At 64.7% G+C, this 23148-nt stretch carries 24 protein-coding genes and 1 pseudogene; 20 read left to right on the forward strand and 5 right to left on the reverse strand.

All coding sequences use genetic code 11. From position 1 onward, the window contains the following. The first annotated feature begins 3 nt into the window (after nucleotides 1-3). From B4383_RS23385 to B4383_RS23420, 8 genes are read left to right on the forward strand one after another with little or no spacing between them, the layout of a single operon-like run. On the forward strand, nucleotides 4-1653 hold the full coding sequence (locus B4383_RS23385; protein WP_078293826.1) for a bifunctional uroporphyrinogen-III C-methyltransferase/uroporphyrinogen-III synthase: 1650 nt from the start codon (nucleotides 4-6) through the stop codon (nucleotides 1651-1653). A gap of 27 nt (nucleotides 1654-1680) precedes the next feature. After that, entirely contained in the window at nucleotides 1681-2661 is a 981-nt protein-coding gene (gene hemB / locus B4383_RS23390) for a porphobilinogen synthase (protein ID WP_078293824.1), read from the forward strand. Between the two features lie 34 nt (nucleotides 2662-2695). Next, a complete protein-coding gene (locus tag B4383_RS23395) occupies nucleotides 2696-3172 on the forward strand; it encodes a hypothetical protein (RefSeq protein WP_078293822.1) in 477 nt (158 codons plus the stop codon). A gap of 50 nt (nucleotides 3173-3222) precedes the next feature. Continuing rightward, nucleotides 3223-3660, forward strand: coding sequence for a hypothetical protein (locus tag B4383_RS23400; protein WP_078293881.1), 438 nt, complete (start codon nucleotides 3223-3225; stop codon nucleotides 3658-3660). After that, the gene (locus B4383_RS23405; protein ID WP_078293820.1) at nucleotides 3653-4171 is read left to right on the forward strand and encodes a hypothetical protein; all 519 of its coding nucleotides are present in this window, start codon (nucleotides 3653-3655) and stop codon (nucleotides 4169-4171) included. The genes B4383_RS23400 and B4383_RS23405 overlap by 8 nt, the downstream gene beginning before the upstream one ends. Beyond that, on the forward strand, nucleotides 4165-4434 hold the full coding sequence (locus tag B4383_RS23410; protein WP_176126760.1) for a hypothetical protein: 270 nt from the start codon (nucleotides 4165-4167) through the stop codon (nucleotides 4432-4434). The genes B4383_RS23405 and B4383_RS23410 overlap by 7 nt, the downstream gene beginning before the upstream one ends. 41 nt (nucleotides 4435-4475) lie before the next feature. After that, nucleotides 4476-5234, forward strand: coding sequence for a class I SAM-dependent methyltransferase (locus B4383_RS23415; protein WP_078293818.1), 759 nt, complete (start codon nucleotides 4476-4478; stop codon nucleotides 5232-5234). 47 nt (nucleotides 5235-5281) lie between these two features. Then, nucleotides 5282-7453 carry a heavy metal translocating P-type ATPase gene (locus B4383_RS23420; RefSeq protein ID WP_078293815.1) on the forward strand — a complete coding sequence of 724 codons (2172 nt, stop codon included), beginning with the start codon at nucleotides 5282-5284 and terminating at the stop codon, nucleotides 7451-7453. Nucleotides 7454-7473: 20 nt separating this feature from the next. Here B4383_RS23420 and B4383_RS23425 read toward each other — a convergent pair whose 3' ends face one another. Beyond that, nucleotides 7474-8253 carry a sulfite exporter TauE/SafE family protein gene (locus tag B4383_RS23425; protein ID WP_139361006.1) on the reverse strand — a complete coding sequence of 260 codons (780 nt, stop codon included), beginning with the start codon at nucleotides 8251-8253 and terminating at the stop codon, nucleotides 7474-7476. Nucleotides 8254-8351: 98 nt separating this feature from the next. Between B4383_RS23425 and B4383_RS23430 the strand changes: the two genes are divergently transcribed. Further along, nucleotides 8352-10436 carry a M13 family metallopeptidase gene (locus B4383_RS23430; protein WP_078293876.1) on the forward strand — a complete coding sequence of 695 codons (2085 nt, stop codon included), beginning with the start codon at nucleotides 8352-8354 and terminating at the stop codon, nucleotides 10434-10436. A gap of 170 nt (nucleotides 10437-10606) precedes the next feature. Here B4383_RS23430 and B4383_RS23435 read toward each other — a convergent pair whose 3' ends face one another. Beyond that, nucleotides 10607-10978 carry a nitroreductase family deazaflavin-dependent oxidoreductase gene (locus B4383_RS23435; RefSeq protein ID WP_078293813.1) on the reverse strand — a complete coding sequence of 124 codons (372 nt, stop codon included), beginning with the start codon at nucleotides 10976-10978 and terminating at the stop codon, nucleotides 10607-10609. A gap of 21 nt (nucleotides 10979-10999) precedes the next feature. Here B4383_RS23435 and B4383_RS23440 point away from each other — a divergent pair, with 21 nt between their 5' ends. The 8 genes from B4383_RS23440 (at nucleotide 11000) to B4383_RS23475 (ending at nucleotide 18997) form a co-directional block, all read left to right on the forward strand. After that, nucleotides 11000-11389, forward strand: coding sequence for a nitroreductase/quinone reductase family protein (locus B4383_RS23440; protein WP_078293811.1), 390 nt, complete (start codon nucleotides 11000-11002; stop codon nucleotides 11387-11389). A 52-nt stretch (nucleotides 11390-11441) separates the two neighbouring features. Beyond that, on the forward strand, nucleotides 11442-12746 hold the full coding sequence (hemL, locus tag B4383_RS23445) for a glutamate-1-semialdehyde 2,1-aminomutase (RefSeq protein WP_078293873.1): 1305 nt from the start codon (nucleotides 11442-11444) through the stop codon (nucleotides 12744-12746). A 9-nt stretch (nucleotides 12747-12755) separates the two neighbouring features. Continuing rightward, on the forward strand, nucleotides 12756-13358 hold the full coding sequence (locus tag B4383_RS23450; protein ID WP_078293809.1) for a histidine phosphatase family protein: 603 nt from the start codon (nucleotides 12756-12758) through the stop codon (nucleotides 13356-13358). A 3-nt stretch (nucleotides 13359-13361) separates the two neighbouring features. Next, entirely contained in the window at nucleotides 13362-13973 is a 612-nt protein-coding gene (locus tag B4383_RS23455; RefSeq protein ID WP_078293807.1) for a TlpA disulfide reductase family protein, read from the forward strand. Beyond that, on the forward strand, nucleotides 13970-14761 hold the full coding sequence (locus tag B4383_RS23460) for a cytochrome c biogenesis CcdA family protein (protein ID WP_078293804.1): 792 nt from the start codon (nucleotides 13970-13972) through the stop codon (nucleotides 14759-14761). Before B4383_RS23455 ends, B4383_RS23460 begins: the two co-directional genes overlap by 4 nt. Next, nucleotides 14761-16359, forward strand: coding sequence for a cytochrome c biogenesis protein ResB (locus tag B4383_RS23465; RefSeq protein ID WP_139361009.1), 1599 nt, complete (start codon nucleotides 14761-14763; stop codon nucleotides 16357-16359). The genes B4383_RS23460 and B4383_RS23465 overlap by 1 nt, the downstream gene beginning before the upstream one ends. After that, a complete protein-coding gene (ccsB, locus tag B4383_RS23470; protein WP_078293802.1) occupies nucleotides 16356-17330 on the forward strand; it encodes a c-type cytochrome biogenesis protein CcsB in 975 nt (324 codons plus the stop codon). Before B4383_RS23465 ends, ccsB begins: the two co-directional genes overlap by 4 nt. Before the next feature lie 251 nt (nucleotides 17331-17581). Continuing rightward, a complete protein-coding gene (locus tag B4383_RS23475) occupies nucleotides 17582-18997 on the forward strand; it encodes a MinD/ParA family protein (protein ID WP_078293869.1) in 1416 nt (471 codons plus the stop codon). 33 nt (nucleotides 18998-19030) lie between these two features. Here B4383_RS23475 and B4383_RS26495 read toward each other — a convergent pair whose 3' ends face one another. Beyond that, on the reverse strand, nucleotides 19031-19192 hold the full coding sequence (locus tag B4383_RS26495) for a hypothetical protein (RefSeq protein WP_099051365.1): 162 nt from the start codon (nucleotides 19190-19192) through the stop codon (nucleotides 19031-19033). Nucleotides 19193-19268: 76 nt separating this feature from the next. Here B4383_RS26495 and B4383_RS23480 point away from each other — a divergent pair, with 76 nt between their 5' ends. From B4383_RS23480 to B4383_RS23490, 3 genes are all read left to right on the forward strand, one after another. Next, nucleotides 19269-19577: a DUF4229 domain-containing protein gene (locus B4383_RS23480; RefSeq protein ID WP_078293799.1), complete on the forward strand. Its 309-nt coding sequence runs from the start codon at nucleotides 19269-19271 to the stop codon at nucleotides 19575-19577. 132 nt (nucleotides 19578-19709) lie between these two features. Beyond that, nucleotides 19710-19931: a sigma factor-like helix-turn-helix DNA-binding protein gene (locus tag B4383_RS23485; RefSeq protein ID WP_078293867.1), complete on the forward strand. Its 222-nt coding sequence runs from the start codon at nucleotides 19710-19712 to the stop codon at nucleotides 19929-19931. A 6-nt stretch (nucleotides 19932-19937) separates the two neighbouring features. Continuing rightward, complete coding sequence (locus tag B4383_RS23490) at nucleotides 19938-20519, forward strand: Clp protease N-terminal domain-containing protein (protein ID WP_078293797.1); 582 nt, start codon at nucleotides 19938-19940, stop codon at nucleotides 20517-20519. A 793-nt stretch (nucleotides 20520-21312) separates the two neighbouring features. Here B4383_RS23490 and B4383_RS23500 read toward each other — a convergent pair. After that, nucleotides 21313-22185, reverse strand: coding sequence for a 1,4-dihydroxy-2-naphthoate polyprenyltransferase (locus B4383_RS23500; protein ID WP_078293793.1), 873 nt, complete (start codon nucleotides 22183-22185; stop codon nucleotides 21313-21315). A gap of 36 nt (nucleotides 22186-22221) precedes the next feature. After that, nucleotides 22222-22715: pseudogene (locus B4383_RS23505) on the reverse strand (superoxide dismutase). Between the last annotated feature and the right edge of the window lie 433 nt (nucleotides 22716-23148).

Genomic DNA, 23148 nt, shown 5'->3' on the forward strand with positions numbered 1-23148 from the left:
GTAGTGACCCGAGGGCGCAAGAAGCCAGGGCGCATCCTGTTCGTTGGTTCCGGGCCGGGAGACCCTGGCCTGTTGACCGTCCGGGCGCGCGCGGTGCTCACCAGCGCCACGGTCGCGTTCACCGACCCCGATGTGCCGCAAGCGGTACTCGATCTCGTCGGGTCCGCGGTCGAACTTCCTGAACCGGCGCCCGTCAAACCCGCGACCGGTGGTGAGGCGGCGCCCGCGTCTGTTGACGCTGAGGCCGCTGCCGAACCGCCACTCACCATCGACATTCGCCCGGCACTGGGCGATCCTGCCGATGTCGCCAAGACTCTGGTCGCCGAGGCCAAGAACGGCGTGGACGTGGTGCGGCTGGTCGCCGGCGATCCGCTCTCGATCGATTCGGTGCTCGCCGAGGTCATCGCGGTCACGCGCACCCAGGTGGCCTTTGAGATTCTGCCCGGTCTGTCGTCGAGCACTGCGGTGCCCGCGTACGCCGGCCTGCCGCCGGGATCCGCACACACCGTCGCCGATGTGCGCGGCGATGTGGACTGGGCGGCGCTGGCCGCCGCTCCCGGCCCGCTGATCCTGCACGCCACCCCGACGCATGTACCGGACGCTGCTAAGGCGCTCATCGAGCACGGTTTGTCCGATCAGACTCTGGTCGCGGTGACCGCGCAGGGCACCACCTGCGCGCAGCGGACCGTGGAGACCACGCTGGCCTCGCTGATCGACGGTGTCCCGGTAGACGCCAATGATCCGCACGGGCCGATGACCGGCGCCCTGGTGTTGACGATCGGCCGTGTGGTTACTGGTCGCTCCAAGCTGAACTGGTGGGAGAGCCGCGCGCTGTACGGCTGGACCGTGTTGGTGCCGCGCACCAAGGATCAGGCCGGCGAGATGAGCGAGAAGCTTGTCGGATACGGAGCCCTGCCGGTCGAGGTGCCCACCATCGCCGTCGAGCCGCCGCGTAGCCCCGCCCAGATGGAAAGGGCCGTGAAGGGTTTGGTCGACGGCCGCTACCAGTGGGTGGTCTTCACCTCCACCAACGCGGTCCGCGCGGTGTGGGAGAAGTTCGCTGAATTCGGCCTGGACGCTCGCGCCTTCTCGGGTGTGAAGATCGCATGCGTGGGTCAGGCCACCGCGGAGAAGGTGCGTGCCTTCGGTATCAACCCGGAGCTGGTGCCTGCGGGTGAGCAGTCCTCGCTTGGTCTGCTCGATGAGTTCCCGCCCTATGACGACGTTTTCGATCCGGTGAATCGGGTGCTGCTGCCCCGCGCCGACATCGCCACCGAGACCCTCGCCGAGGGCCTGCGGGAGCGTGGCTGGGAAATCGACGACGTGACCGCTTACCGGACCGTGCGGGCGGCGCCGCCGGCGGCGCAGACGCGCGAGATGATCAAGACCGGCGGATTTGACGCCGTGTGCTTCACCTCGAGCTCGACGGTCCGCAACCTGGTGGGTATCGCCGGGAAGCCCCACGCACGCACCATCGTGGCCTGCATCGGACCGAAAACCGCTGAGACCGCAATCGAATTTGGACTGCGCGTGGACGTGCAGCCGGAGACTGCCGCTGTCGGTCCACTGGTGGAGGCCCTTGCCGAGCACGCCGCCCGGTTGCGCACCGAGGGCGCATTGCCGCCGCCACGTAAGAAGAGCCGACGGCGTTAAGCGGAGATTTAGCGGAAGGCCATTGCCGTGCCATTTCCATACCAGCGTCCGCGTCGGCTGAGAGCCACCCCGGCGATCCGCCGACTGGTGGCCGAAACCACGTTGGCGCCGCGGCAGTTGGTGTTGCCGATGTTCGTGGCCGACGGTGTGGCCGAATCGCGCCCCATTGCGTCGATGCCGGGCGTGGTGCAACACAGCGTTGAATCCCTGCGTGGGGCCGCCGAGGACGCGGTGAAGGCCGGTGTCGGCGGGCTCATGCTATTCGGTGTTCCCGAGGAGAAGGACAAGGACGCCTCCGGGAGTGCCGGTCTGGCCCAGGAAGGCATTCTGAACCGTGCGCTGTCGATCCTGTCGGCGGACCTGGGTGACTCCACGGTGCTGATGGCCGACACCTGCCTCGACGAATTCACCGATCACGGCCACTGCGGGGTGTTGGACGCCTCAGGCCGGGTGGATAACGATGCGACGCTGACGCAGTACGTGGACATGGCGGTGGCGCAGGCGAATTCGGGTGCTCGTGTGGTGGGACCCAGCGGCATGATGGACGGCCAGGTGGCGGCCATTCGCGAGGGCCTGGATGCTGCCGGGCACACCGACGTGATCATCCTGGCGTATGCCGCCAAGTACGCCTCGGCGTTCTATGGGCCGTTCCGCGAGGCGGTGGGATCATCGCTGCGCGGAGATCGGCGCACCTACCAGCAGGACGTGGCGAACGGCCGGGAAGCGTTACGCGAGGCCGAGCTTGACGTCGAGGAGGGCGCCGACATCCTGATGGTGAAACCGGCGATGGCCTACCTCGATGTGCTCCGGCAGGTCGCCGATGTCTCTCCGGTGCCGGTCGCGGCATATCAGGTGTCGGGTGAGTATTCGATGATCTGTGCTGCGGCGCAGAACAATTGGATCGATTTGCAGGCCATGGTGCTGGAGACGCTGACCTCCATTCGCCGCGCGGGAGCCGATATCGTGCTGACCTATTGGGCCGCGGACGTCGCGGGCTGGCTGGAGTAGGCGGTTTGTCCCCTTCCACTACCGTGGTCGCGTGATGTATCCCGATCCGCACAATCAGAGTGGATTGGCTGGACAACCCTCGGCAGGTCCGGCCAAGCCGCGACCCGACGATATCGACACCGGTTGTTGGCTGTGGCTGGCCGCTCTCCCGCTGATGATCGTGAGCTACCTGGCCGCGAACGTCGGTCAATGGCAGCAGGACCCGGAGGTGCGCAAGGCCGCCCCGCTGTGGACGGTGTACGCCTTCAACGGGTTCATCGTCGTCGTGGTGGGGGCCCTTGTCGTCACCGGGATCTTCCTGATGCGTGCGGGATACCGACTGGCTCGCACCTTCCTAACCGGTGGTGCGGTGGGTTCGGTGGTGTTCACCGCGACGCGGTTGGTCGACCTGGAGGGTGTGCCGGCGATTGTGCAGGCGCTCTCGGGGATCACCGCATCCGTCTTGATCTGCGGCGGGCTATTCCTGTTGCACCGCGAGAACTCCACCGCATACCTGACGAGGCAGCGCTAGTACCTCGATACGCTGCTGGAATGATGCCCGAAATCACGATAGGGGCCCGCATGACACCCGAACAACCGCGCCCGCGCATCGTCGATGTGGCGTTCTGGTTCTGGGTGGTCTCATCGGCCGCCCTGTTCCTCAACGGTCTGGCCGGGGTGACCCAGCGCTTCGACGCGGTGCGGGCCGCCGCGAGAACCGAGCTGACCGACGCGGAGATAGGACATCTCGTCACCTACTTTCGGGCCTGGGGCGTGTTGTGCATCGTGCTGGCGGCCGGTATCGCATTTCTCGCCGGGCGGACACGGCAGGGGGATAAGCGCTACCGCCGGGCCTTGATCGCCCTCTCGTTGGTCTCGGTGCTCGGGGCGATCGCGATGGCCAGCACCGGTTCAGTGGGTCCGCTGCTGCTCATCGCCGCGCTGTCGTTGATCGTGGCCAATGTGCTGATCATCAGGCCGACCGCGCAGAACTGGTTCGACGGGGGTGAGCATGGCTGACGTCTCGGATACCGAACCGCGTCTGTTCTATGAGCCCGGTGGCCGGTGGCGGTGGCTCCTGCTTGGTCCGCTCGCCGGGCTGATCATGTTCGGCCTGCAGATATGGGGCCAGGGGGGCTTCAGTCCCGTTATGCCGTTGATCACAGCAGCCATCGTCGCCTTCTTCATCGCGCTGCAGATCTACGCCGCGCGGGTGCACGCCACCGTGGAGCTGACGCCCACCGAGCTCCGCCAGGGCGGCGAGACGCTGGAGATCAACCAGATCAAGTGGCTGTATTCCGACGCCGACCGTCACATCTGGGAGGAGTCCCGTCCGCTCGGAGAGCTGACCGGGGTGCCTAAGGGACGTAAATCCGTCGGTCTGCGCCTGACCGGGGGGCGTCGCGCGCAGGCGTGGGCCAGGAGACACGAGGAGCTGCGGACGGCGCTCACCACGTTGGTGCCCGCGCCGCCGGCAGGCATGGATCTGGGTGACGACCCGGAGATCGATACCGAGAGTGAGCAGTGGTGAAGTTTGGTACGCGAGTAGCGGTGGATCTGGCCATCGCAGTGGTGGCGATCGCGCTCGCCGGCTGGGCGGCAGTGGCCGCGCGTATACCCACGGAGGTCGCGCCCATTGCCAAGGGCGAGCCAACGTTGCACTTCACCGCGTTGGATGGCGCATGTGTGGCCCGGGCGCTCGCGCTCACCGCTCTGGCGGGGATATTCCTGGTCATGGCGGTATCGCGCGGTATTCGTGACCATCGCGATGCCGAGCAGTCAATTCACAGCTAATATTTATGTCAAGATAGCTGACATAAATATACCCTGGGCTTATGACGAACACCGCTGATATCGACGTGATGCCGCGCGCTGGATTCGGTGCCTGCGTGCTTGACCGCACATTGCAGACAGGCCGACTCGAGTATTTGGACCGCGACGATGTTCCCGCGAAGAAACGGGCCGTCGTCGCGTCCCTCGACCTCATGGGTGAGAAGAAGGGCCTGCACAGGTGGAATGCGGAGCAGGCGGCCGGGTTTCTTGCCGGCATTGACAACCCTCGGGTGCTGGAGCTCGGTGCCGCCCACGGCGGTCTGTCTCGTGAACTGCTGAAGCTACGTCCTGATGCTTCGATCACGGTGACGGATATCGAGCCCACCTCTGTCGCGGGTATCGCCGCGTCCGATCTGGGTTCGGATTCCCGGGTCACTGTCCGGGCCATGGATGCCACGGCTATCGACGCGGGCGACGGATCATTCGATCTGGTGGTGTTCGCGCTGTCGTTCCATCATCTCGCGCCGTCACGTGCCGCAAAGGTGTTCTCCGAGGGCACCCGGGTGGGGCACACGCTCTTGATCATCGACCTGCTGCGCTTGCCGGCTCCGCTCTTGGCCCCGGCATTCCTCGTCGCGGCGGCTGCGGGGTGGGTGCTTCCGGTCGCTCATGATGGTGCGATCAGCCAGTTGCGCGCCTACGGCCCGAAGGCGTTGCGTACCCTGGCTGCGCATGCGGACCCGTCGATCGTTGTCGAGCTTCGGGCCAGGGTTCAGCTGCCCATGCCGCTGCAGATCGTGGCGGCTCGCCGGCGCCAGTAGCGCAGATCACCCTATCGATTGGTACCCCCTAGGGGTACCATTTAGACATGGAGTTTGTTGACACGGGCATGGAGACCACTGATCTGCGCCTTCAGGGAATGACATGTGCCTCGTGCGCGTCCCGCGTAGAAAAAGGGCTCAACAAACTCGAGGGTGTGACGGCGCGCGTAAACCTGGCGCTGGAAAGCGCCCGCGTCGAGCATGACGGTTCGGTCTCCGATGATGACTTGGTCAAGGCCGTCGAGTCGGTCGGCTACAAGGCTCAGGTGATCGGTGGCTCTCAGGCCGGTGCTCAGCAGGTCGGCCGCGAGCATCTCGATCCGCAGGATCACATGAACCACGATGTGCCCGACGGTCAGCTCAAAGCGCGGCTCGTCGGCTCGCTCATCCTGGCCATCCCGGTGGTGGCTATCTCGATGGTTATGCCCTGGCATTTCACTGGCTGGGAGATTGTGGTCGCGGCACTGACCACCCCGATTCTGGTGTGGGGCGGTTACCCGTTCCACCGCGCCGCGGTCGTCAACGCGCGCCATGGCGCCTCGACGATGGACACCCTGGTGTCACTGGGCACCATCGCCGCGTACGTGTGGTCGCTGTGGGTGCTGTTCGCCGGTGCCGGGCACACCCACGGCGGTGTCCATGTCTACTTCGAGGTCGTCGCGGCGGTCACCGTGTTCCTGCTCGCGGGCAGGTTCGCGGAGTCGCGCGCCAAGCGCTCGGCGGGCTCGGCGCTACGGGCGCTGCTGTCCCTGGGCGCCAAGGACGTCGCGGTGTTACGCGGCGGGGATGAGGCACGCATCCCGGTTGAACAATTGGCGGTGGGCGACCAATTCGTCGTACGGCCGGGGGAGCGCGTCGCCACCGACGGCGTGGTGATCGATGGTCACTCGGCGTTGGATACCTCCACCATGACCGGCGAGTCTGTGCCCATCGAGGTGGGCGTGGGAGACGCTGTGGTGGGCGGTTACGTCAACACGCACGGACGGATCGTCGTACGCGCCAACAAGGTGGGTGCCGATACGCAGCTGGCCCGGATGGCGCGGCTGGTCTCGGATGCACAGACCGGCAAGGCGCAGGTGCAGCGGCTCGCCGACCGGGTGTCGTCGGTGTTCGTGCCCGTCGTGCTCGGTATCGCGGCCCTGACGTTCGTGGGCTGGGTGGCGCAGGGGTACCCGCTCTCGTCGGCGTTCACCGCGGCCGTCGCCGTGCTGATCATCGCGTGCCCGTGCGCACTGGGATTGGCCACGCCCACAGCGATTCTCGTGGGCACCGGGCGAGGTGCGCAGCTGGGCGTGCTGATCAAGGGCCCCGAGGTGCTGGAGAACGTCAAGAACATCGACACCGTCGTGCTCGACAAGACGGGCACCGTGACCACCGGGGTGATGAGCGTCGTAGCCGTGCGGCGCAGTATCGGGTCCGGTGTTGCAGACGGCGACGAGATCCTGCGCATCGCCGCATCGGTGGAATCGGCCTCCGAGCATCCGGTCGCCAAAGCCATCGTGGAATCGGCGCGGACGCGTGGGCTGACGCTGTCGCCGGTAACAGGCTTCCGTAACGAGCCCGGTATCGGTGTTACCGGTGTTGTTGACGGCCACGAGGTTTCGATCGAAGCCATCGCGGGTCAGAACACCACCGCGGCGGTCACCTGGGGTGGCTTGCGCCGCGGCGAGATCGAGGTGGCGGACACGGTGAAGCAGTCGAGCCGACAGGCCATCGACGAGCTCAAGGCCATGGGCATCACTCCGGTGCTGCTGACGGGCGACAACGCCGAGGTGGCCGCACGTGTCGCCGGGGAAGTCGGCATCGCCGCGAGCGATGTCATCGCGGGAGTCAAACCCACCGAGAAGGCGGATGTCGTCAAGCGTCTGCAGGCCGAAGGTAAGAAGGTGGCCATGGTGGGCGACGGCGTCAACGACTCCGCCGCGCTGGCCACGGCCGATATCGGGATGGCCATGGGCACCGGTACCGACGCCGCGATCGAGGCGAGCGACCTGACCCTGGTGCGCGGTGACCTGACCACCGTGCCAACGGCACTGCGGTTGTCGCGCAAGACACTCGGCACCATCAAGGCCAACCTCTTCTGGGCTTTCGCTTACAACACCGCTGCCATTCCGCTGGCGGCTCTGGGCCTGCTCAACCCGATGATCGCGGGCGCGGCGATGGCGATGTCATCGGTCTTCGTGGTACTGAACAGTCTGCGGCTGCGAACCTTCCGCTAGATTCCTTCTGGCGCCGACACTCAGAAGAGCAGGCGCCACAGGCCGATCAGGCCCACCGCCACGATGACAACACGCAATGCGCCGGGTGAGAGCCTGCGCCCCCAGCGCGCGCCGGCCAGCCCGCCCACGAATGAGCCCGCCGCGATGATCCCGGCTGCTGTCCAGCTCACCCGGTCGAAGGCGACGATCGTGTACGCAAGAGCGGCAACGATATTGGTGATCATGGCCAGCACGTTCTTGGCCGCGTTCATCCGCTGCATGGACTCGGGGAGCAGTGCGCCCATCACCGCGATCTGCATGATCCCTTGGGCGGCAGTGAAATACCCGCCATAAATCCCGACGAGGAAGTTGCCTCCGGTGAGCGCCGCCATCCGGCCCGGAGGGACATGACCGGCATCCAGGCCCTGCGCTTCGGAACGCCGACGCGCCCAGGCCTGGATCTTCGGCCCGACGACCACGAGAACCAGCGCGAGGATTAGCAGCACCGGCACGATGGTGACGAACGTCTTCTCAGGCAGATGCAGCAGCAGGAACGACCCGATGAGCGCGCCGACCAGCACCGCGGGTATCTGCCACTTGAGCCGCGGCCACTGTCCGGACAGCTCGCGGCGATATCCCCATACGCCCGTCATGCTGCCGACGGTCAGTCCGACGGCGTTCGACATTGTCGCCACCACGGGCGGGTAGCCGAAGGCGACGAGGGTGGGGAAGGTGATGAGGGTACCGGACCCGGCAACCACGTTGATCGCGCCGGCTCCGAACGCCGCGAGCGCGACGAAGATCATCTCCTGCACCGGCACCCATGCCAGCCTACGACCGTTAGCCAGCCGAACCAATTCCTCCTCTCAGTGAAACCCGCCACAGCGTGAGGCTCGACGTAACGGTTCAGATGGGCAAAATGGTGGGCATGCGTCTGAGTCGATCCGCCGGTATGGCGGCGCTAGTGCTGGCCATGTCCATTTCCGGGTGTACCCGGGACCAGCCCACCGCCCCGGTGGCGTCGAACGTGCCCATTCCAACGTTCGATAACGCGCAGCTGAGCCTGCGTTTCGCCGCGTGCACCGATCTCAATGGGTTTGTGAACGCCAAATGGATCGAGCAGGCCACCATCCCTGCGGACAAGTCCAGCTATGGCAGCTTCGACATGCTGGCCGACCAGTCCCGTGACGTCCAGCACGAGATCGTCGACGGTGCGGTCTCCGGACTCGGAACCGCCGATCATGAGTCGGTCAACTATCAGGTCGGTCTCCTCTACCGCGCCGCCATCGACGATGCGAAGCTCGACGCGGCCGGGTATGACCCCATTCGTCCAACGCTCGCCGCGATCGATCAGATCAACTCGCCCGAGGAGCTCACGGCCTTTCTGGCTGCCGATGCCGCCACGGGGCAGCACCTGGTGTTCGGTTTCGAGGCCGGCGCCGACTACGCCAACGCCACCGAGCAGATCGGCTACGCCAGGGCCGATGCGCTGGGCATGCCTGCCAAGGACTACTACACCGATCCCAAGTACGCGTCGGTCTTCAACGCGTATCGCACCTACATCGCGTCGACATTCGGATTAATTGGAGCGAACCAGGAGGTTGCCGAGGCCCGCACCGAACAGGTCGCCGCGCTCGAATCAGCGCTGGCCGCCTCGACGTTGAGTCCTGTGCAGCAACGTGATCCGGCTAACCAGTACAAGCTCGTGACCGTCGCGCAGGCAGATGCGGTGACACCGCATTTCGAATGGGGTGCCTACTTGAAGGCGCACGGGGCCCCGGCCGCCAGGTCGTTCTCGCTTGCCGAGACCGAGTTCTTCACGACATTCGATCGGCAGCTCGCTAGCGCCGACCTGGACACCTGGAAGTCGTATCTGACCTTCCATGCGGTGCACAGGTCTGCCGGTGCGTTGTCGAAGGCGTTCCGCGACAATGCCTTCAAATACGATTCGGCGCTTACCGGAACCACGGCGCAGAAACAGCGCTGGGAGCAGGGCCTTAAGATCGTCAACACGCTGGTGGGCCCGGCGCTGGGACAGTTGTACGTCGACCGCATGTTCAGCGATCGCGCCAAGCGCTCGGCAACCGAGGTGGTGGGCAATGTCAAGGAGGCCCTCCGTAAACGCATCGAGGCCGTCGACTGGATGAGCCCACAGACCAAACTCGCCGCAAAGGGCAAGTGGGACAAGCTGATCCTCAAGGTGGGCTTCCCTGACAAGAATCGGGATTTCTCCAAGCTGAAGCTGACCGGCGACAACTTCTACGCCGACAGGGCCGCCGCGTTGAAGTTCAATCACGACTTCGACATGGCCAAGATCGGGCACCCCACCGACCGGTCGCTGTGGGGGATGACGCCGCAGACGGTCAACGCTCAGTACGACCCCACCGAGAACAGCATTACCATTCCCGCCGCGATCCTGCAGGCGCCGTTCTATGACCCCAAGGGTGATCCGGCGTTTAACTACGGCGGTATCGGTGCGGTGATCGGTCACGAATTCACCCATGCGTTCGACGACGAGGGCAGCCAGTTCGACGGTGAGGGCAACCGGGTCAATTGGTGGACGCCGAACGATCGCGAGGAGTTCGAGAAGCGCGCCAACCGGCTGGTGGAGCAGTTCAATGCCTACACGCCGATTCCGGGCCACCCCGAGCTACATGTCGACGGCAAGCTCACGTTGGGCGAGAACATCGCGGATCTCGGCGGTGTCAACACCGCCTATGACGCGCTGGTCGCGGAGTTGGCCAAGAAGAAGGATGGCGACAAGATCAGCGGCATCGTCGGATTCAACGACACGCAGCGGTTTTTCCTGAACTACGCGCGGATCTGGCGAGACAAGCAGCGTCCCGAGGCCGCGATTACCCAGCTGGCCAGCGATCCGCATTCGCCGCCGTCGTTGCGCGTCAACGGCGTGGTGCCCAATGTTGCGCCGTTTGCCGCCGAATTTGGTTGTCTGGCAGGCGATCCCATGGTGAACTCGCCGGACAAGTTTGTGAAGATCTGGTAGGTAAAGGCCTGCCCGCGCCCCGCCCGCTGCTGTTGATCACGCCCGTTATCACCGTCTGCAATCTGACCTCGCGTGTGGCACGTACGGTGAGCACACGCCTGCGCACCAGGTTCGAAGACCGTCAGCACGGTCCGCTGTGAGGTGTCGCAACGGGCGCCGGTGCCGGCCGCTCAGGCGTAGGTCAGCAGCACGGCCTGATCGAACGGGAGCTTCCCGAACGTGCGGCCCTTGACCAGCGCCGCCGCCTCGTCCCGGCTGACCACGCGCGGATTGACAACATCGTGGGTCTTCCCCCTGCGCACGATCCTCCCGCCACCGGCCGCCTGCAGGTTTTTCAGCCAGTCCCGGTCCGGGCCGTAGGTCAACAGGATGGCCAGGCCGTCGGGTGTCTTAAACGCGGTGACGGGCGTCCGGAACTCCTTGCCCGACTTGCGGCCCTTGTGCTCGATGATGGCGAAGCTCGGGGCCCAGCCCGCCCACAGCCGCTGGACGGGGTTGGTGACGTACTTGTTGAAGCGCGCGACCGATTGCGGTATCTGCATACCACCATCAAACTGTGATCCATGGCATACCTCAAGCCCCCATGGTTTGTGCGCAAGGTGTTCAATCGGGTGGCCATGGCCGCCAATATTGGCGAGACGCTCACCATCACCAAGCGGGTCAGCGGCGAGCCGCAGCAGATCCCGGTGGCCACCGTGGATGTCGACGGCATCAAGTACCTGGTGTCCACTCGCGGTGAGAGCCAATGGGTCAAGAACATCAGGGCGAACCCGCAGGTGACGCTGATGTTCAAGGGCGCCAGCGCGGCGTACACGGCCAGTGAGGTACCCGTAGCCGACCGTGCGCCCATCATCGCGGCCTACAAGCCCAAGGCCGGCAAGGTGGTCGACGGCTACTTCGCCCAGCTTCCCGACGACGCCGATCACCCCACCTTTGCGCTGACACCCGACTGATCCACTACACCCTGTAGTGGACGATTTGGCGCCAGCTGAGACACTGGATGCCGTGCCTGACGAGACGCCCAATTCCGCACGTCTGTTCGCCGACGCCTCGGCCGTCATCCCAGGTGGAGTCAACTCGCCGGTGCGTGCCTTCGCCGCGGTCGGCGGCGTCCCGCGGTTCATCAAGTCTGGCGCCGGATGCTGGCTCACCGATGTGGACGACAACCGATACGTGGACCTGGTCTGCTCCTGGGGGCCGCTGATCCTCGGCCACGCGCACCCCACCGTGGTGGAGGCCGTGCAGCGGACCGCCAAGGACGGGCTGTCTTACGGCGCGCCCGTCGAGGGTGAGATCGAGCTCGCGCGCGAGCTCGTCGATCGCGTACGGCCGGTAGAAAAGGTGCGTCTGGTCAACTCCGGCACCGAGGCCACCATGAGTGCGGTGCGACTGGCTCGCGGATTCACCAGTCGACCCAAGATCGTGAAGTTCGCCGGTTGTTACCACGGGCATGTGGACGCGCTGCTGGCCGACGCCGGATCGGGCGTGGCCACATTCGGCCTGCCGTCCTCACCCGGTGTCACCGGCGCCTCCGCCGCAGACACCATCGTGTTGCCGTACAACGACATCGGCGCAGTGGCCCGAACGTTCGCCGAGCAAGGCGATCAGATTGCCGCTGTCATCACCGAGGCGGCCGCCGGCAACATGGGCACCGTCGCACCCGCCCCGGATTTCAACGCCGGGCTGCGGCGCATCACCGAAAACCATGGCGCGCTGCTCATCATGGACGAAGTCATGACGGGTTTCCGGGTCAGCCGTTCGGGCTGGTTCGGGATCGATCAGGTGGCCGGTGATCTGGTTACCTTCGGCAAGGTGATGAGCGGTGGCATGCCCGCCGCGGCATTCGGCGGTCGTGCCGACATCATGGAGCGCCTCGCGCCACTTGGCCCGGTGTACCAGGCGGGAACGCTGTCCGGTAACCCGATCGCGGTTGCGGCGGGGCTGGCTTCGCTGCGCGCCGCAGATGCGAAAACCTATGAAACGCTTGATCGTAACGCCGACGCGATCATCGCTCTTATCGTCGCATCCCTGGACGCGGAGGGGGTGGCGCATCAGATCGGCCGGGCCGGCAACATGTTCAGCCTCTTCTTCGGTGCCGAGCCGGTACAGGACTTCCAGGGCGCCAAGGCGACCGAAACATGGCGTTACCCCGCGTTCTTCCACGCACTGTTGAGCCGCGGCGTGTATGCGCCGCCGAGTGCGTTCGAGACCTGGTTTGTTTCCACCGCCCTCGACGACGAGGCGTTCGACCGTATTGCCGACGCTTTGCCCGCCGCTGCTCATGCCGCGGCCTCTGCCGAGGAGAGGTAAGGAATTTCAATGACCCGGACCATCGTTCATTTGATGCGCCATGGCGAAGTGCACAACCCCGAGGGCATTCTGTACGGCCGGCTGCCGGATTTCCGGTTGTCGGATAAGGGGCAGACACAGGCGGCGAAGGTGGCAGAGTTGCTGCGGGGCAATGAGATTACCGCGGTAGTGGCCTCACCGCTGTTGCGCGCCCAGCAGACGGCCACCCCCATCGCCGATGCTCATGGCCTCACCATAATCTCCGACGATGACCTCATCGAGGCCGGCAACTCCTTCGAGGGCATGAAGGTGTCGGTGGGTGACGGGGCGTTGCGCGACCCCCGTAACTGGTGGAAGCTGCGCGACCCGTTCACCCCGTCCTGGGGAGAGTCTTACCGCGACATCGCATCCCGGATGACGTCGGCGATCGACCGGGCGCGCGGTCGTGCCGAGGGCTCCGAGGTGGTGTGCGTGAGTCATCAGCTGCCGGTGTGGACGGCGCGCCAGTACCTGCTCGGCAAGCGACTGTGGCACGACCCACGCAAACGCCAGTGCAACGTCGCCTCGCTCACCTCGCTGGTATTCGACGGGGACGAGTTTGTCGACGTCGTGTACTCGGAACCGGCAGGGTAGCTAGTGCGACGTGTGGTCGCGGCGATGGCCGCGCTGGTTCTGCTCATCACCGGGTGCTCGACTGGTGATGACGCGGTGGCGCGCGGCGGGCAGTTCCAGTTCGTCTCACCCGGTGGCAAGACCGACATCTTCTACGATCCGCCCGAGGCCCGTCAGACGCCCGGTCCGATCGAGGGGCCAAACCTGCTGGACCCCACAAAAACACTGTCGCTCAACGATTTCACCGAGAAGGTCGTCGTCATCAACGTGTGGGGACAATGGTGCGGGCCCTGCCGCTCGGAGTTCTCGGCACTGGAAGATGTCTACAAGACCACCCACGCTCAAGGCGTCGAATTTCTCGGCATCAACGTCCGGGACAACGAGATCACCAAGGCGCAGGACTTTGTGACCGACCGCAAGGTGCCGTACCCATCCATCTATGACCCGTCGATGCGCACGCTCATCGCGTTCGGCAGGAAATTCCCGACGGGGGCCATTCCCGCGACCTTGGTGCTGGACCGGCAACATCGGGTGGCGGCGGTGTTCCTGCGCGAGCTGCTGACCCAAGATTTGCAGCCAGTGGTTGAGCGCGTCGCGCAAGAATCGGCGAAAGAGCCAGCGGGAGTCAAGAAGTGATCCTCGCCGATGCAGGCTCCGCGTTCCAGGACGCCGCGACCAGCGGGCCGCTGCTGCTGGCCCTGGGTGCCTGTGCGCTGGCCGGGCTGGTGTCGTTCGCCTCGCCGTGTGTGATCCCGCTCGTGCCCGGCTATCTGTCCTATCTCGCTGCCGTCGTGGGGGCCGACGGCCGCGACGATGTCGGCGCCGGTGCCCGCGCGGCGCGGCTGCGGGTCACCGGATCGGCATTGCTGTTCGTCGCCGGGTTCACCGCGGTGTTCCTGCTGGGTACCGTGGCCGTGATGGGCATGACGACCACGCTGATCACCAATCAGGTGCTGCTGCAACGCATCGGCGGAGTGATCACGATCGCGATGGGGCTGGTGTTCATCGGGCTAATGCCGGCTCTGCAGCGGGATTTCCGGTTTACGCCGCGCCGCATTTCCACGGTGGCCGGAGCGCCACTGCTCGGCGCGGTGTTCGCGCTCGGGTGGACGCCTTGTCTGGGGCCGACCCTCACCGGTGTGGTCGCGGTGGCATCGGCCACCGAGGGCGCCGATGTGGCTCGCGGGATCACGCTGGTGATTGCCTACTGCCTTGGGCTGGGAATCCCGTTCCTGCTGCTGGCCTTCGGTTCGGCACGCGCGGTGCGGGGTATGGAATGGTTGCGACGGCACGGCCGGACCATCCAGATCATCGGTGGTATCGCGCTGCTGGCGGTGGGGGTCGCGCTGGTCACCGGCGTGTGGGCCGATTTTGTTGCCTGGGTTCGCGATTCATTCGTTTCGGACGCGAGGTTACCCATCTAGTGATGATCGCCAAGCGTCTCCTTGCTTACTCGCGCAACACCTGGCGCGGCCTGACGTCGATGGGCACCGCACTGGCGCTGCTGGTGCTGCTCGCGCTCGGCGCGATACCGGGTGCGATGCTGCCGCAGCGCGCACTCAACCAGGCCAAGGTCGACGAGTACTTGGCCGAACATTCCACCATCGGTCCCTGGCTGGACCGGGTGCAGGCTTTCGACGTGTTCTCCAGCTTCTGGTTCACTGCGATCTACGTTCTGCTCTTCGTCTCACTGGTGGGGTGCATCATTCCCCGGACCGTCGAGCATGCCAAGGCCCTTCGTGCGCAGCCGGTTCCGGTGCCCCGGAATCTGGCGCGGTTGCCCAAACACCAGGCAAGAGTGGTGCGGGGCGACCATTCCGACATCGCGTCGACCATCGAGAGTCAGCTGAAGGGCTGGCGCAGAACCACCCGCCAAAGGGCCGAGATCACTGAGATTTCCGCGGAGAAAGGCTATCTGCGAGAGTTCGGAAACCTGGTCTTCCACCTTTCGCTTGTTGGTCTGTTGGTCGCATTCGCTGTGGGCAAGCTCTTCGGGTACGAGGGCAATGTGATCGTCATCGCCAACAATGGCCCGGGATTCTGCTCGTCGTCGCCCGCCGCCTTCGACTCGTTCCGGGCCGGCAACACCGTCGATGGCACCAACCTGGACCCGATCTGCGTCAAGGTCAAGGATTTCAAGGCCACCTATCTTGCCTCGGGACAGGCGCATTCGTTCGAATCGAACATTGAGTACCAGGCGGGCGACGATCTCCAGAACAACGTCTGGAGACCGGAGCGGCTGGCCATGAACCATCCGCTGCGTGTCAACGGCAACCGCGTGTATCTGCTCGGCTATGGATATGCCCCCACCTTCACGGTGACCTTCCCGGACGGGCGTCAGCGTAGCGAGACCATTCAGTGGCGACCGGACGACCCGACCACCCTGCTGTCTTCGGGGGCCGTGCGTATCGATCCTCCGGCCGGCAGCTATCCGGATCCCAATGTGCGTCGTAAGAATCAGATCGCCATTCAGGGTCTGTTCGCGCCCACCGAACAACTGCACGGCACCCTGCTCTCGTCGAGCTTCCCGGAGATGCGCAAGCCCGCGGTGGCCATCAACATCTATCGCGGAGATACGGGGCTGGACTCGGGTCGCGCCCAGTCGATCTTCGAGCTCGACCCCCGCATGATCGAGCAGAAACGGCTCAATCAGGTGGCACGCGCCAACCTGCTACCTGGACAGTCGGTCAAGCTCAATGACGGCACCATCGTCAGGTTCGACAGCGCCGTCAACTTCGTCAATCTGCAGGTGTCACGCGACCCCGCCCAACTGTGGGTGCTCGTCTTCGCGCTGACCATGATGGCGGGCCTGGTGGTATCGCTCATCATCAAGCGCCGTCGAGTCTGGGCGCGGCTGACCCCGGGGGCGGCCGCAGGTACGGTAAACGTCGAGTTGGGAGGGCTGGCACGCACCGACAGCTCCGGCTGGGGCGATGAGTTCGAGCGGTTATGCGACCGATGCCTTGAGGATCTGCCCGTCGCAAGGGCCGGGAACGGCCACAAAGATGAGGATGCCGAATGAATTCGACCAATATCGATGTGAATCTGGCCAGGTTCTCCGACTACGCCTTCACCTCGGCGATTGTGGTGATGGTCGGTGCGTTGGTGCTGTTGGCCATCGAGCTGGCCTACCGGCAGAGCAACAAGACCGCCCAGCGAGAGCTCGTCAGCTCCGGTGGTGAGGTGGTGTCCGCCGACGAGAATCAGCCGGGGCTGGTGGTGCCGCAGGGCAAGCGCCCCCTCGGCGAGCGGGTCGGTGGCGCCGGGTTGGCGCTTGTGTACCTGGGCATCGGACTGCTGTTGGCGTGCATCGTGCTGCGCGGTGTGGCCACCACCCGGGTGCCCTGGGGCAACATGTACGAGTTCATCAATCTGACGTGTGCCTGTGGTCTGGTCACTGCGGCCGTGGTGCTGCGCCCGCGTGCCAACAGCGCGGAGGGCCGCCGGGCGCTCTGGGTCTTCGTGCTGATTCCCGTGCTGATCCTGCTGACGGTGTCCGGCCGGTACCTCTACACCTATGCGGCCCCGGTGATGCCGGCCCTGCAGTCCTACTGGTTGCCCATTCACGTGTCGGTGGTGAGTCTCGGGTCGGGCGTGTTCCTGGTGGCCGGAGTGGCCAGCATCCTGTTCCTGGTCAAGATGTACTTCCCGGACAACACCCTGGTGCAGCGCCTGCCCGATGCCCAGTCTTTGGACCGGTTGGCGTACCGGACCACCATTTTCGGTTTCCCCATCTTCGGGTTCGGCGTGATCTTCGGTGCCATCTGGGCCGAGGAGGCATGGGGGCGGTTCTGGGCATGGGATCCCAAGGAGACCGTTTCCTTCGTTGCCTGGGTTATCTATGCCGCCTACCTGCACGCACGATCCACTGCGGGGTGGCGGGACAAGAAGGCGGCGTGGATCAACGTGGCGGGATTCGTGGCCATGGTGTTCAACCTGTTCTTCGTCAATCTGGTGACGGTCGGTCTTCACTCGTACGCTGGGGTGAGCTAGGCGGGAGGTCTGGGGGAACTGTTCCGCCAGATCGGTTCATCACACCTGCGATAGGGTGCGATGCTGAGTCCTTCTGAACAGTCGTTCCGGGCTCTCCGTGTCCGAACTGCACATCCAACCAATGCATTGGGGGATCGATGTCTGACTATCCCGCGCACCGCGCGCCGGATGGACCGTCGCCGTACGCCGACGAGGCGCAGGGTGGACCGACGGCCCCGCCGTGGGCAGCACAGGAGCCAGCGCAGCCGGTGATGTACGGCCAGAGCGCGCCGCAGCAGCCCCATGAAATGACCCAACAGTTCCAAGCGATCCCGTTCCAGGATCCGTTCGCGCCACAGCAGGACATCGCGGGCCTGGGTGGGCACGATCCCTCGGTGCCGTCGCTCAATACGCTCGGCGGCTCGTTCGCGCCGCTCGATTTCACGCCGTCCGGTGGGCAGGAGAGCACCGATCCCACCGCGATCGGTGCGGCCGGGTCATCCGGCGGCCAGGGCGGTCCCGGAGGCTTTAGGGCCGACAACCGATTCAGTGACTCGGCCGAGCGGCCCGCACAGTTGACGCCCTTCACGGCGGATCGCTGGGGCAGCGACACGCCCGCGTCGGGCATTCCCCAACAGGCCCAACAGGCCCAGCCGCCCGTCGGCGCCTCCCGGTACTACACCCCGGTCGGCGGTCAGCAAACCGGTATCGGATCCCAGATTCGGCCCGAGCTGCCGCCCTCCTCGCGTGATTTGTCCACGTCGGCGTTGTTGCGCCCGCACAAGCCGGCACCGTCGGCGGGTTGGCGCAAGACCGTCTACCGTGCGTCGTTCGGGACGATCAACCTCGGCGAGGGCACGAAGAAGACAGAGGAAAACGACCTCGTCGCCCAGGTGAATCAGCCGTTGCAGGGTTGCTACAAGATCGCTCTGCTGAGCCTCAAGGGAGGCGTCGGCAAGACCACTGTCACCGCAACCCTCGGCGCGACGTTCGCATCCATCCGCGGTGACCGGGTCATCGCCGTTGACGCCAACCCGGACCGCGGCACACTGAGCCAGAAGGTCCCGCTGGAGACGCCGGCAACGGTGCGTCACCTGCTGCGGGACGCCAACTCGATTCAGCGTTATAGCGATGTCCGTAGCTACACCTCACAGGGGCCGAGCCGTCTGGAGGTGCTCGCGTCGGAAAGCGATCCCGCGGTGTCCGAGGCGTTCAGCGCCGAGGACTACTCGCGCACGCTGGAGATTCTCGAGCGCTTCTACAGCGTGGTGCTCACGGACTGCGGTACCGGACTCATGCACTCGGCGATGTCCTCGGTGCTGGAGCAGGCCGACACCCTCGTGGTGATCAGCTCCGGCTCGGTGGACGGCGCGCGCAGTGCCTCCGCCACCCTGGACTGGCTCGATGCGCACGGACATCGCGAGCTGGTGCGCCGCTCGGTCGCGGTCATCAACGCGGTGCGTCCGCGTTCGGGCAAGGTTGACATGCAAAAGGTCGTCGATCACTTTTCGCGCCGGTGCCGTGCGGTGCGTTTGGTGCCGTTCGATCCGCACCTGGAGGAGGGCGCCGAGATCAGCCTGGACCGGCTCCGGCCCGCGACGCGGCGCTCGCTCATCGAGCTGGCCGCCGTCGTCGCGCAGGGGTTCACCGGCACACAGCGCCAGCAGCAGCAGACGTTCCAGGGCTAGCCGTTGGTTGCGCGGCCGCAGGCCGCGCAACCCTCAGTGTTCGGACGGATCGTCTCTACTGATGCGCCACAGGAATTCGGGGTCGTCGTCGGGGCCGGTCACGCGGGTCTGTGGACGGGTCGGGACCGACTGACTGATACGCCATCCGGCGTAGACCAGCGCGCCGAGCACGACCGCGATGAGCACGTAGTACACAAGAGCCTCCTGAACAACTAACTGCAAATATACGCGCGGCCAAGGCTGGTGTTCGGCGCAGCGATAGGGTGGTGACGTGGCTGAACGGTCGCCGGGGAGCCGGCTCGCTATCGACATCGCGTTGTACACGCTGGCGCGGTTGGGTCTCGCGGTCGTCCTGACGCTCGTCATCTTCTGGGTGGCCCGGCTCATCGGGTACGAGGACTTCCCCTTGGCGATCGCGATTCTGTTCGCCTTGATCATCGCGCTGCCGTTGGGCATGGCGGTGTTCGCACCGCTGCGTCACCGGGTGACCGCCAGCATTGCCGTCGTCGACGAGCGGCGCCGGGCGGAGCGTGCGGATCTGCAGGCGCGGCTGCGCGGCGAAAAGCCACAAGACTCCTAACCCACTTCCCGCCGCCACGCCATCTGGTGGCGGGCTCGTATCGCATCTTTTCGCCATAAGCGGGCGTGTCGACGCGCCCTCGACTGTCAACTTTGCTTGACAGTTTGTGATTGTCAATCTATGTTGACATTCATGAGCGATCTCCCGACGGCCGATCTGGACGACGCCGTCAGCAGTACCGATCCGGCAGTGGGGTTGCGGGCCGTGCAGGCGCTGCGGCGTCTGTGTGACCGGCTGGAAGCGATTCATGTCGCCAACGCCCGTGGACAGGGCTGGAGCTGGCAGGCCATTGCCGAGGCGCTCGAAGTCAGCCGTCAGGCAGTGCATCAGAAATACAACCGCGCGAGGAAGTGAGCAGCCATGTTTGAGAAGTTCCAGAAGTCGGCCAAGGTCGCCGTGGTGCTGTCTCAGGAAGAAGCCCGCGAGATGGACGAATCGCGTATCGGGGCTGAGCACGTTCTGGTGGGTGTCCTGGACAGTGCGAGCGGACCACTTTCGGAGCTGCTGGGCGGGTACGGGCTGATTGCCGATACCGTGCGCGACCGGCTGCGCACCGGGGCCCACGAGCCGCCACTCGATGATGAGGACGCGCAGGCACTCAAGGCCATCGGTATCGATCTGTCCCAGGTGCGCGACAGTGTGTCGAAAGTCTTTGGGCCGCAGACCTTTGACAAAGCGTTCGAAAAATCGGGGCGTCGTCAGGGCCGCGTGCGCGGTTGGCGTCCGTTTGGGATGATCCCGTTCAATTCCTCGGCCAAGAAGTGCCTGGAGCTGGCGCTGCGGGAAGCCATTGCGCATAAAGACAACTGGATCGCGTGCGAGCACATGGTGCTGGGTATTCTGCGCGGCGGCGATCCCGTGGCGCTGGCCGTGATCACCGAGCGTGTGCCCGCCGAGGAACTGCGCCAGGCTGTGGTCGGTTTGCTCGATCGGGCCGCCTAGCGGCTTTCGCCGTCGGCCGGCGTAGAGCCGGGGGATGCTCGGCTGGCGCATTATCATTAGGGCGCCTCATGGTCAATAGGTCGTCGGCCGCAGCCTGCGCCGGAATCTGCCAGTGACGACGAACCTACCGCGCTGCCGCCGCTTTGCTGCATCTTTTGCCCAGGTCGTGGACGGTTGTAACCACATCGTGGCCCGCATACCCCTTCCGGGGTAAGGGTTTATTGATTCCTTAACTTCAGATTGAGTGAAAGTGAACAATAGGTGTACTGTGGGTGACATACAAGCGGCGCCTAACGTTTTTGTTGTCAGTGGTTTCCCGGGGGCCGCACCTTAATACGCGGACTTAACGGAGTCACTATGTATGCACTCACGACGGCAAGAAACGTTCTTTGTTGTACGGCGTTGTTAGCTCTTCCCCTGTTTGGATTGGGGATGAAGGGCGTTGATGTTCTGCGCGAGCCGGCGGTCGGGGAGTCGGTATTGGCGGGCCCGATCGAGCCTCCGATACCCGGACCGGGTGTGGGAGATGGTTCGCGTCAGTCGTTCACCAATCAGCAGCCCGGCAGGGATGGCAACAGCGGCTGGGGAACGCTTCCCCAGGGCCAGGGGCATGCGTGTCAGAACAGCTGGATATTTTGCGATGCCACCGGTAACCCGAATCGCACAGATCTGCCTCCGGGCTTCAACCAGGGGGGCGGATGGGTGAGTGCGCCGGACCACACCGGTGTTACGTGCCAAAACACAGGTGTTGTCTGTAAGAACTTCTCCTAAGGCCGTCGCGGCCCCAAGGGATTTAGCTCAGCCAGGCGAGGGCTGAGGCGGTGAGAATCGCCCAGCCGAGCATGGCGAGTCCGGTATCGCGCAGCGTCGGGATCAATGCTGGCCCTTGCGCTTTGGTGACAACCGGTCGGGCAGCCTTAACCATTAACGGCAACATTACAAGCCCGAGCAGGCGCCATGGGTGCCCGAAACCCAGTCCGACGCTCACCAGGGCCGGAACCGTCAACAGTGCCGGGAACAGGATGCGGGTGCGCGCGTCGCCCAACCGCACGGCCAGCGTGATCTTGCCGGATTCTCGGTCGGTGGGGATATCGCGCAGATTGTTGGCGACTAGTACCGCACTGGAGAAGCTGCCGATCGTCACCGCCAGCGCCAGGCCGATCGGGCTGACCGCCGATGTCTGCACATACTCGGTGCCCAGTACCGCCACCAGGCCGAAGAATATGAAGACGGCAATTTCGCCAAAACCGCTGTATCCGTACGGTTTCGACCCGCCGGTATAGAACCACGCACCGGCGACGCATACCGCGCCGACAGCCACCAGCCACCAGGCGGTGGTGATGGCCAGCGCCAATCCCGCTGCCGCGGCCAGGGTCAGGAACGCGATGGCGACGGCTTTGACCGCCGACGGTGATGCCAGACGGGAGCCAACCAGCCGCAGCGGTCCCACCCGGTCGTCATCGGTCCCGCGGATTCCGTCCGAATAGTCGTTGGCGAAATTGACGCCGATGATCATGCTCACCGATACGGCCAGCGCTAGAAGCGCTTTCCACCAGACGGGGCTGCCGGCTGTTGCTGCGGCGCCTGTGCCGGCGATGACCGGGGCGAGGGCGTTGGGCCAGGTGCGGGGGCGGGAACCTTCGATCCATTGCGCGATGCTGGCCATATGGCCGATCCTGCCATGGCCACGTCCGAATATTCGCTACGGGAAGATCAAGCCAGGTGTTTTCGACAGTGCCGCGGAAAAACGTGCCTGTACGTCGCGCCAATTCACCACGTTCCAGAAAGCCTTGACGTAGTCGGCCTTCAGGTTCTTGTACTGCAGGTAGCACGCATGGTCAACGACGTCCACGCCGAGGAGCGGGACGGTTCCGAACGGCACGTTGGACTGTTGGTCGAACATCTGGAAAGTCAGCAGCTTCTTGCCTAGGGTGTCGTACCCGAGCCATGTCCAGCCCAAGCCCACCAGATCGAGTGGTTCACGTGGCCGCCGAGATTGAACGCGAGGTTCTTTTCCAGGAGCAGGATCGTGGCGTTGTCACCCTTCACCCGAGCTTCGGCGAGCTGTTCCACGGCATCATTGGCGTCTTTGACGTATGCGGCATGGTGCTTGTCGTGGTGCAGTTGGTTGATTTCGGCGGAAATATGCGGCCCCAGGGCTGAGTAATCCCAGTCGAGATTCGGCAATTCATACACGCCGGTTGACTCCCTCGTGGGGGCCGTTCCTTCCCCGGGTCTATCGGCACATGACGCGAGTGCCAGGACTCCGGCCGACGCCGCGGTGGCTGTCAGGAACTGTCTTCGATGTAGTTGAGGACTAATCGAATTCATTTCTCCACCGTAGCCTTGGCCGCAGGCTCGTCAAGGCCGGAGAGCAGAAGGCGTTATCGGCGGGCGAGTGTGAATTTCCGTCAGCAATTGATGCGCCTGCCGCACAATCGCGCGGAGCGGTAGTGTGCGCTCCGCTATTCGGCTGCGGCAACGATGTCTGTATTGCTTCGTGGAATTAAGAAAATTGCAGGCAAAATTTGTTGGGAACTATTGTATGTATTTGTGCGACTAATTATTTGTTGTATTGCGGCTACACACCCCAACTGGCGGCAAGCCAAAGCGTTGAACGACAATATCG

Origin of the sequence: Mycobacterium sp. D16R24 (assembly GCF_002013385.1) — a bacterium.
Taxonomy (GTDB): Bacteria; Actinomycetota; Actinomycetes; order Mycobacteriales; family Mycobacteriaceae; genus Mycobacterium.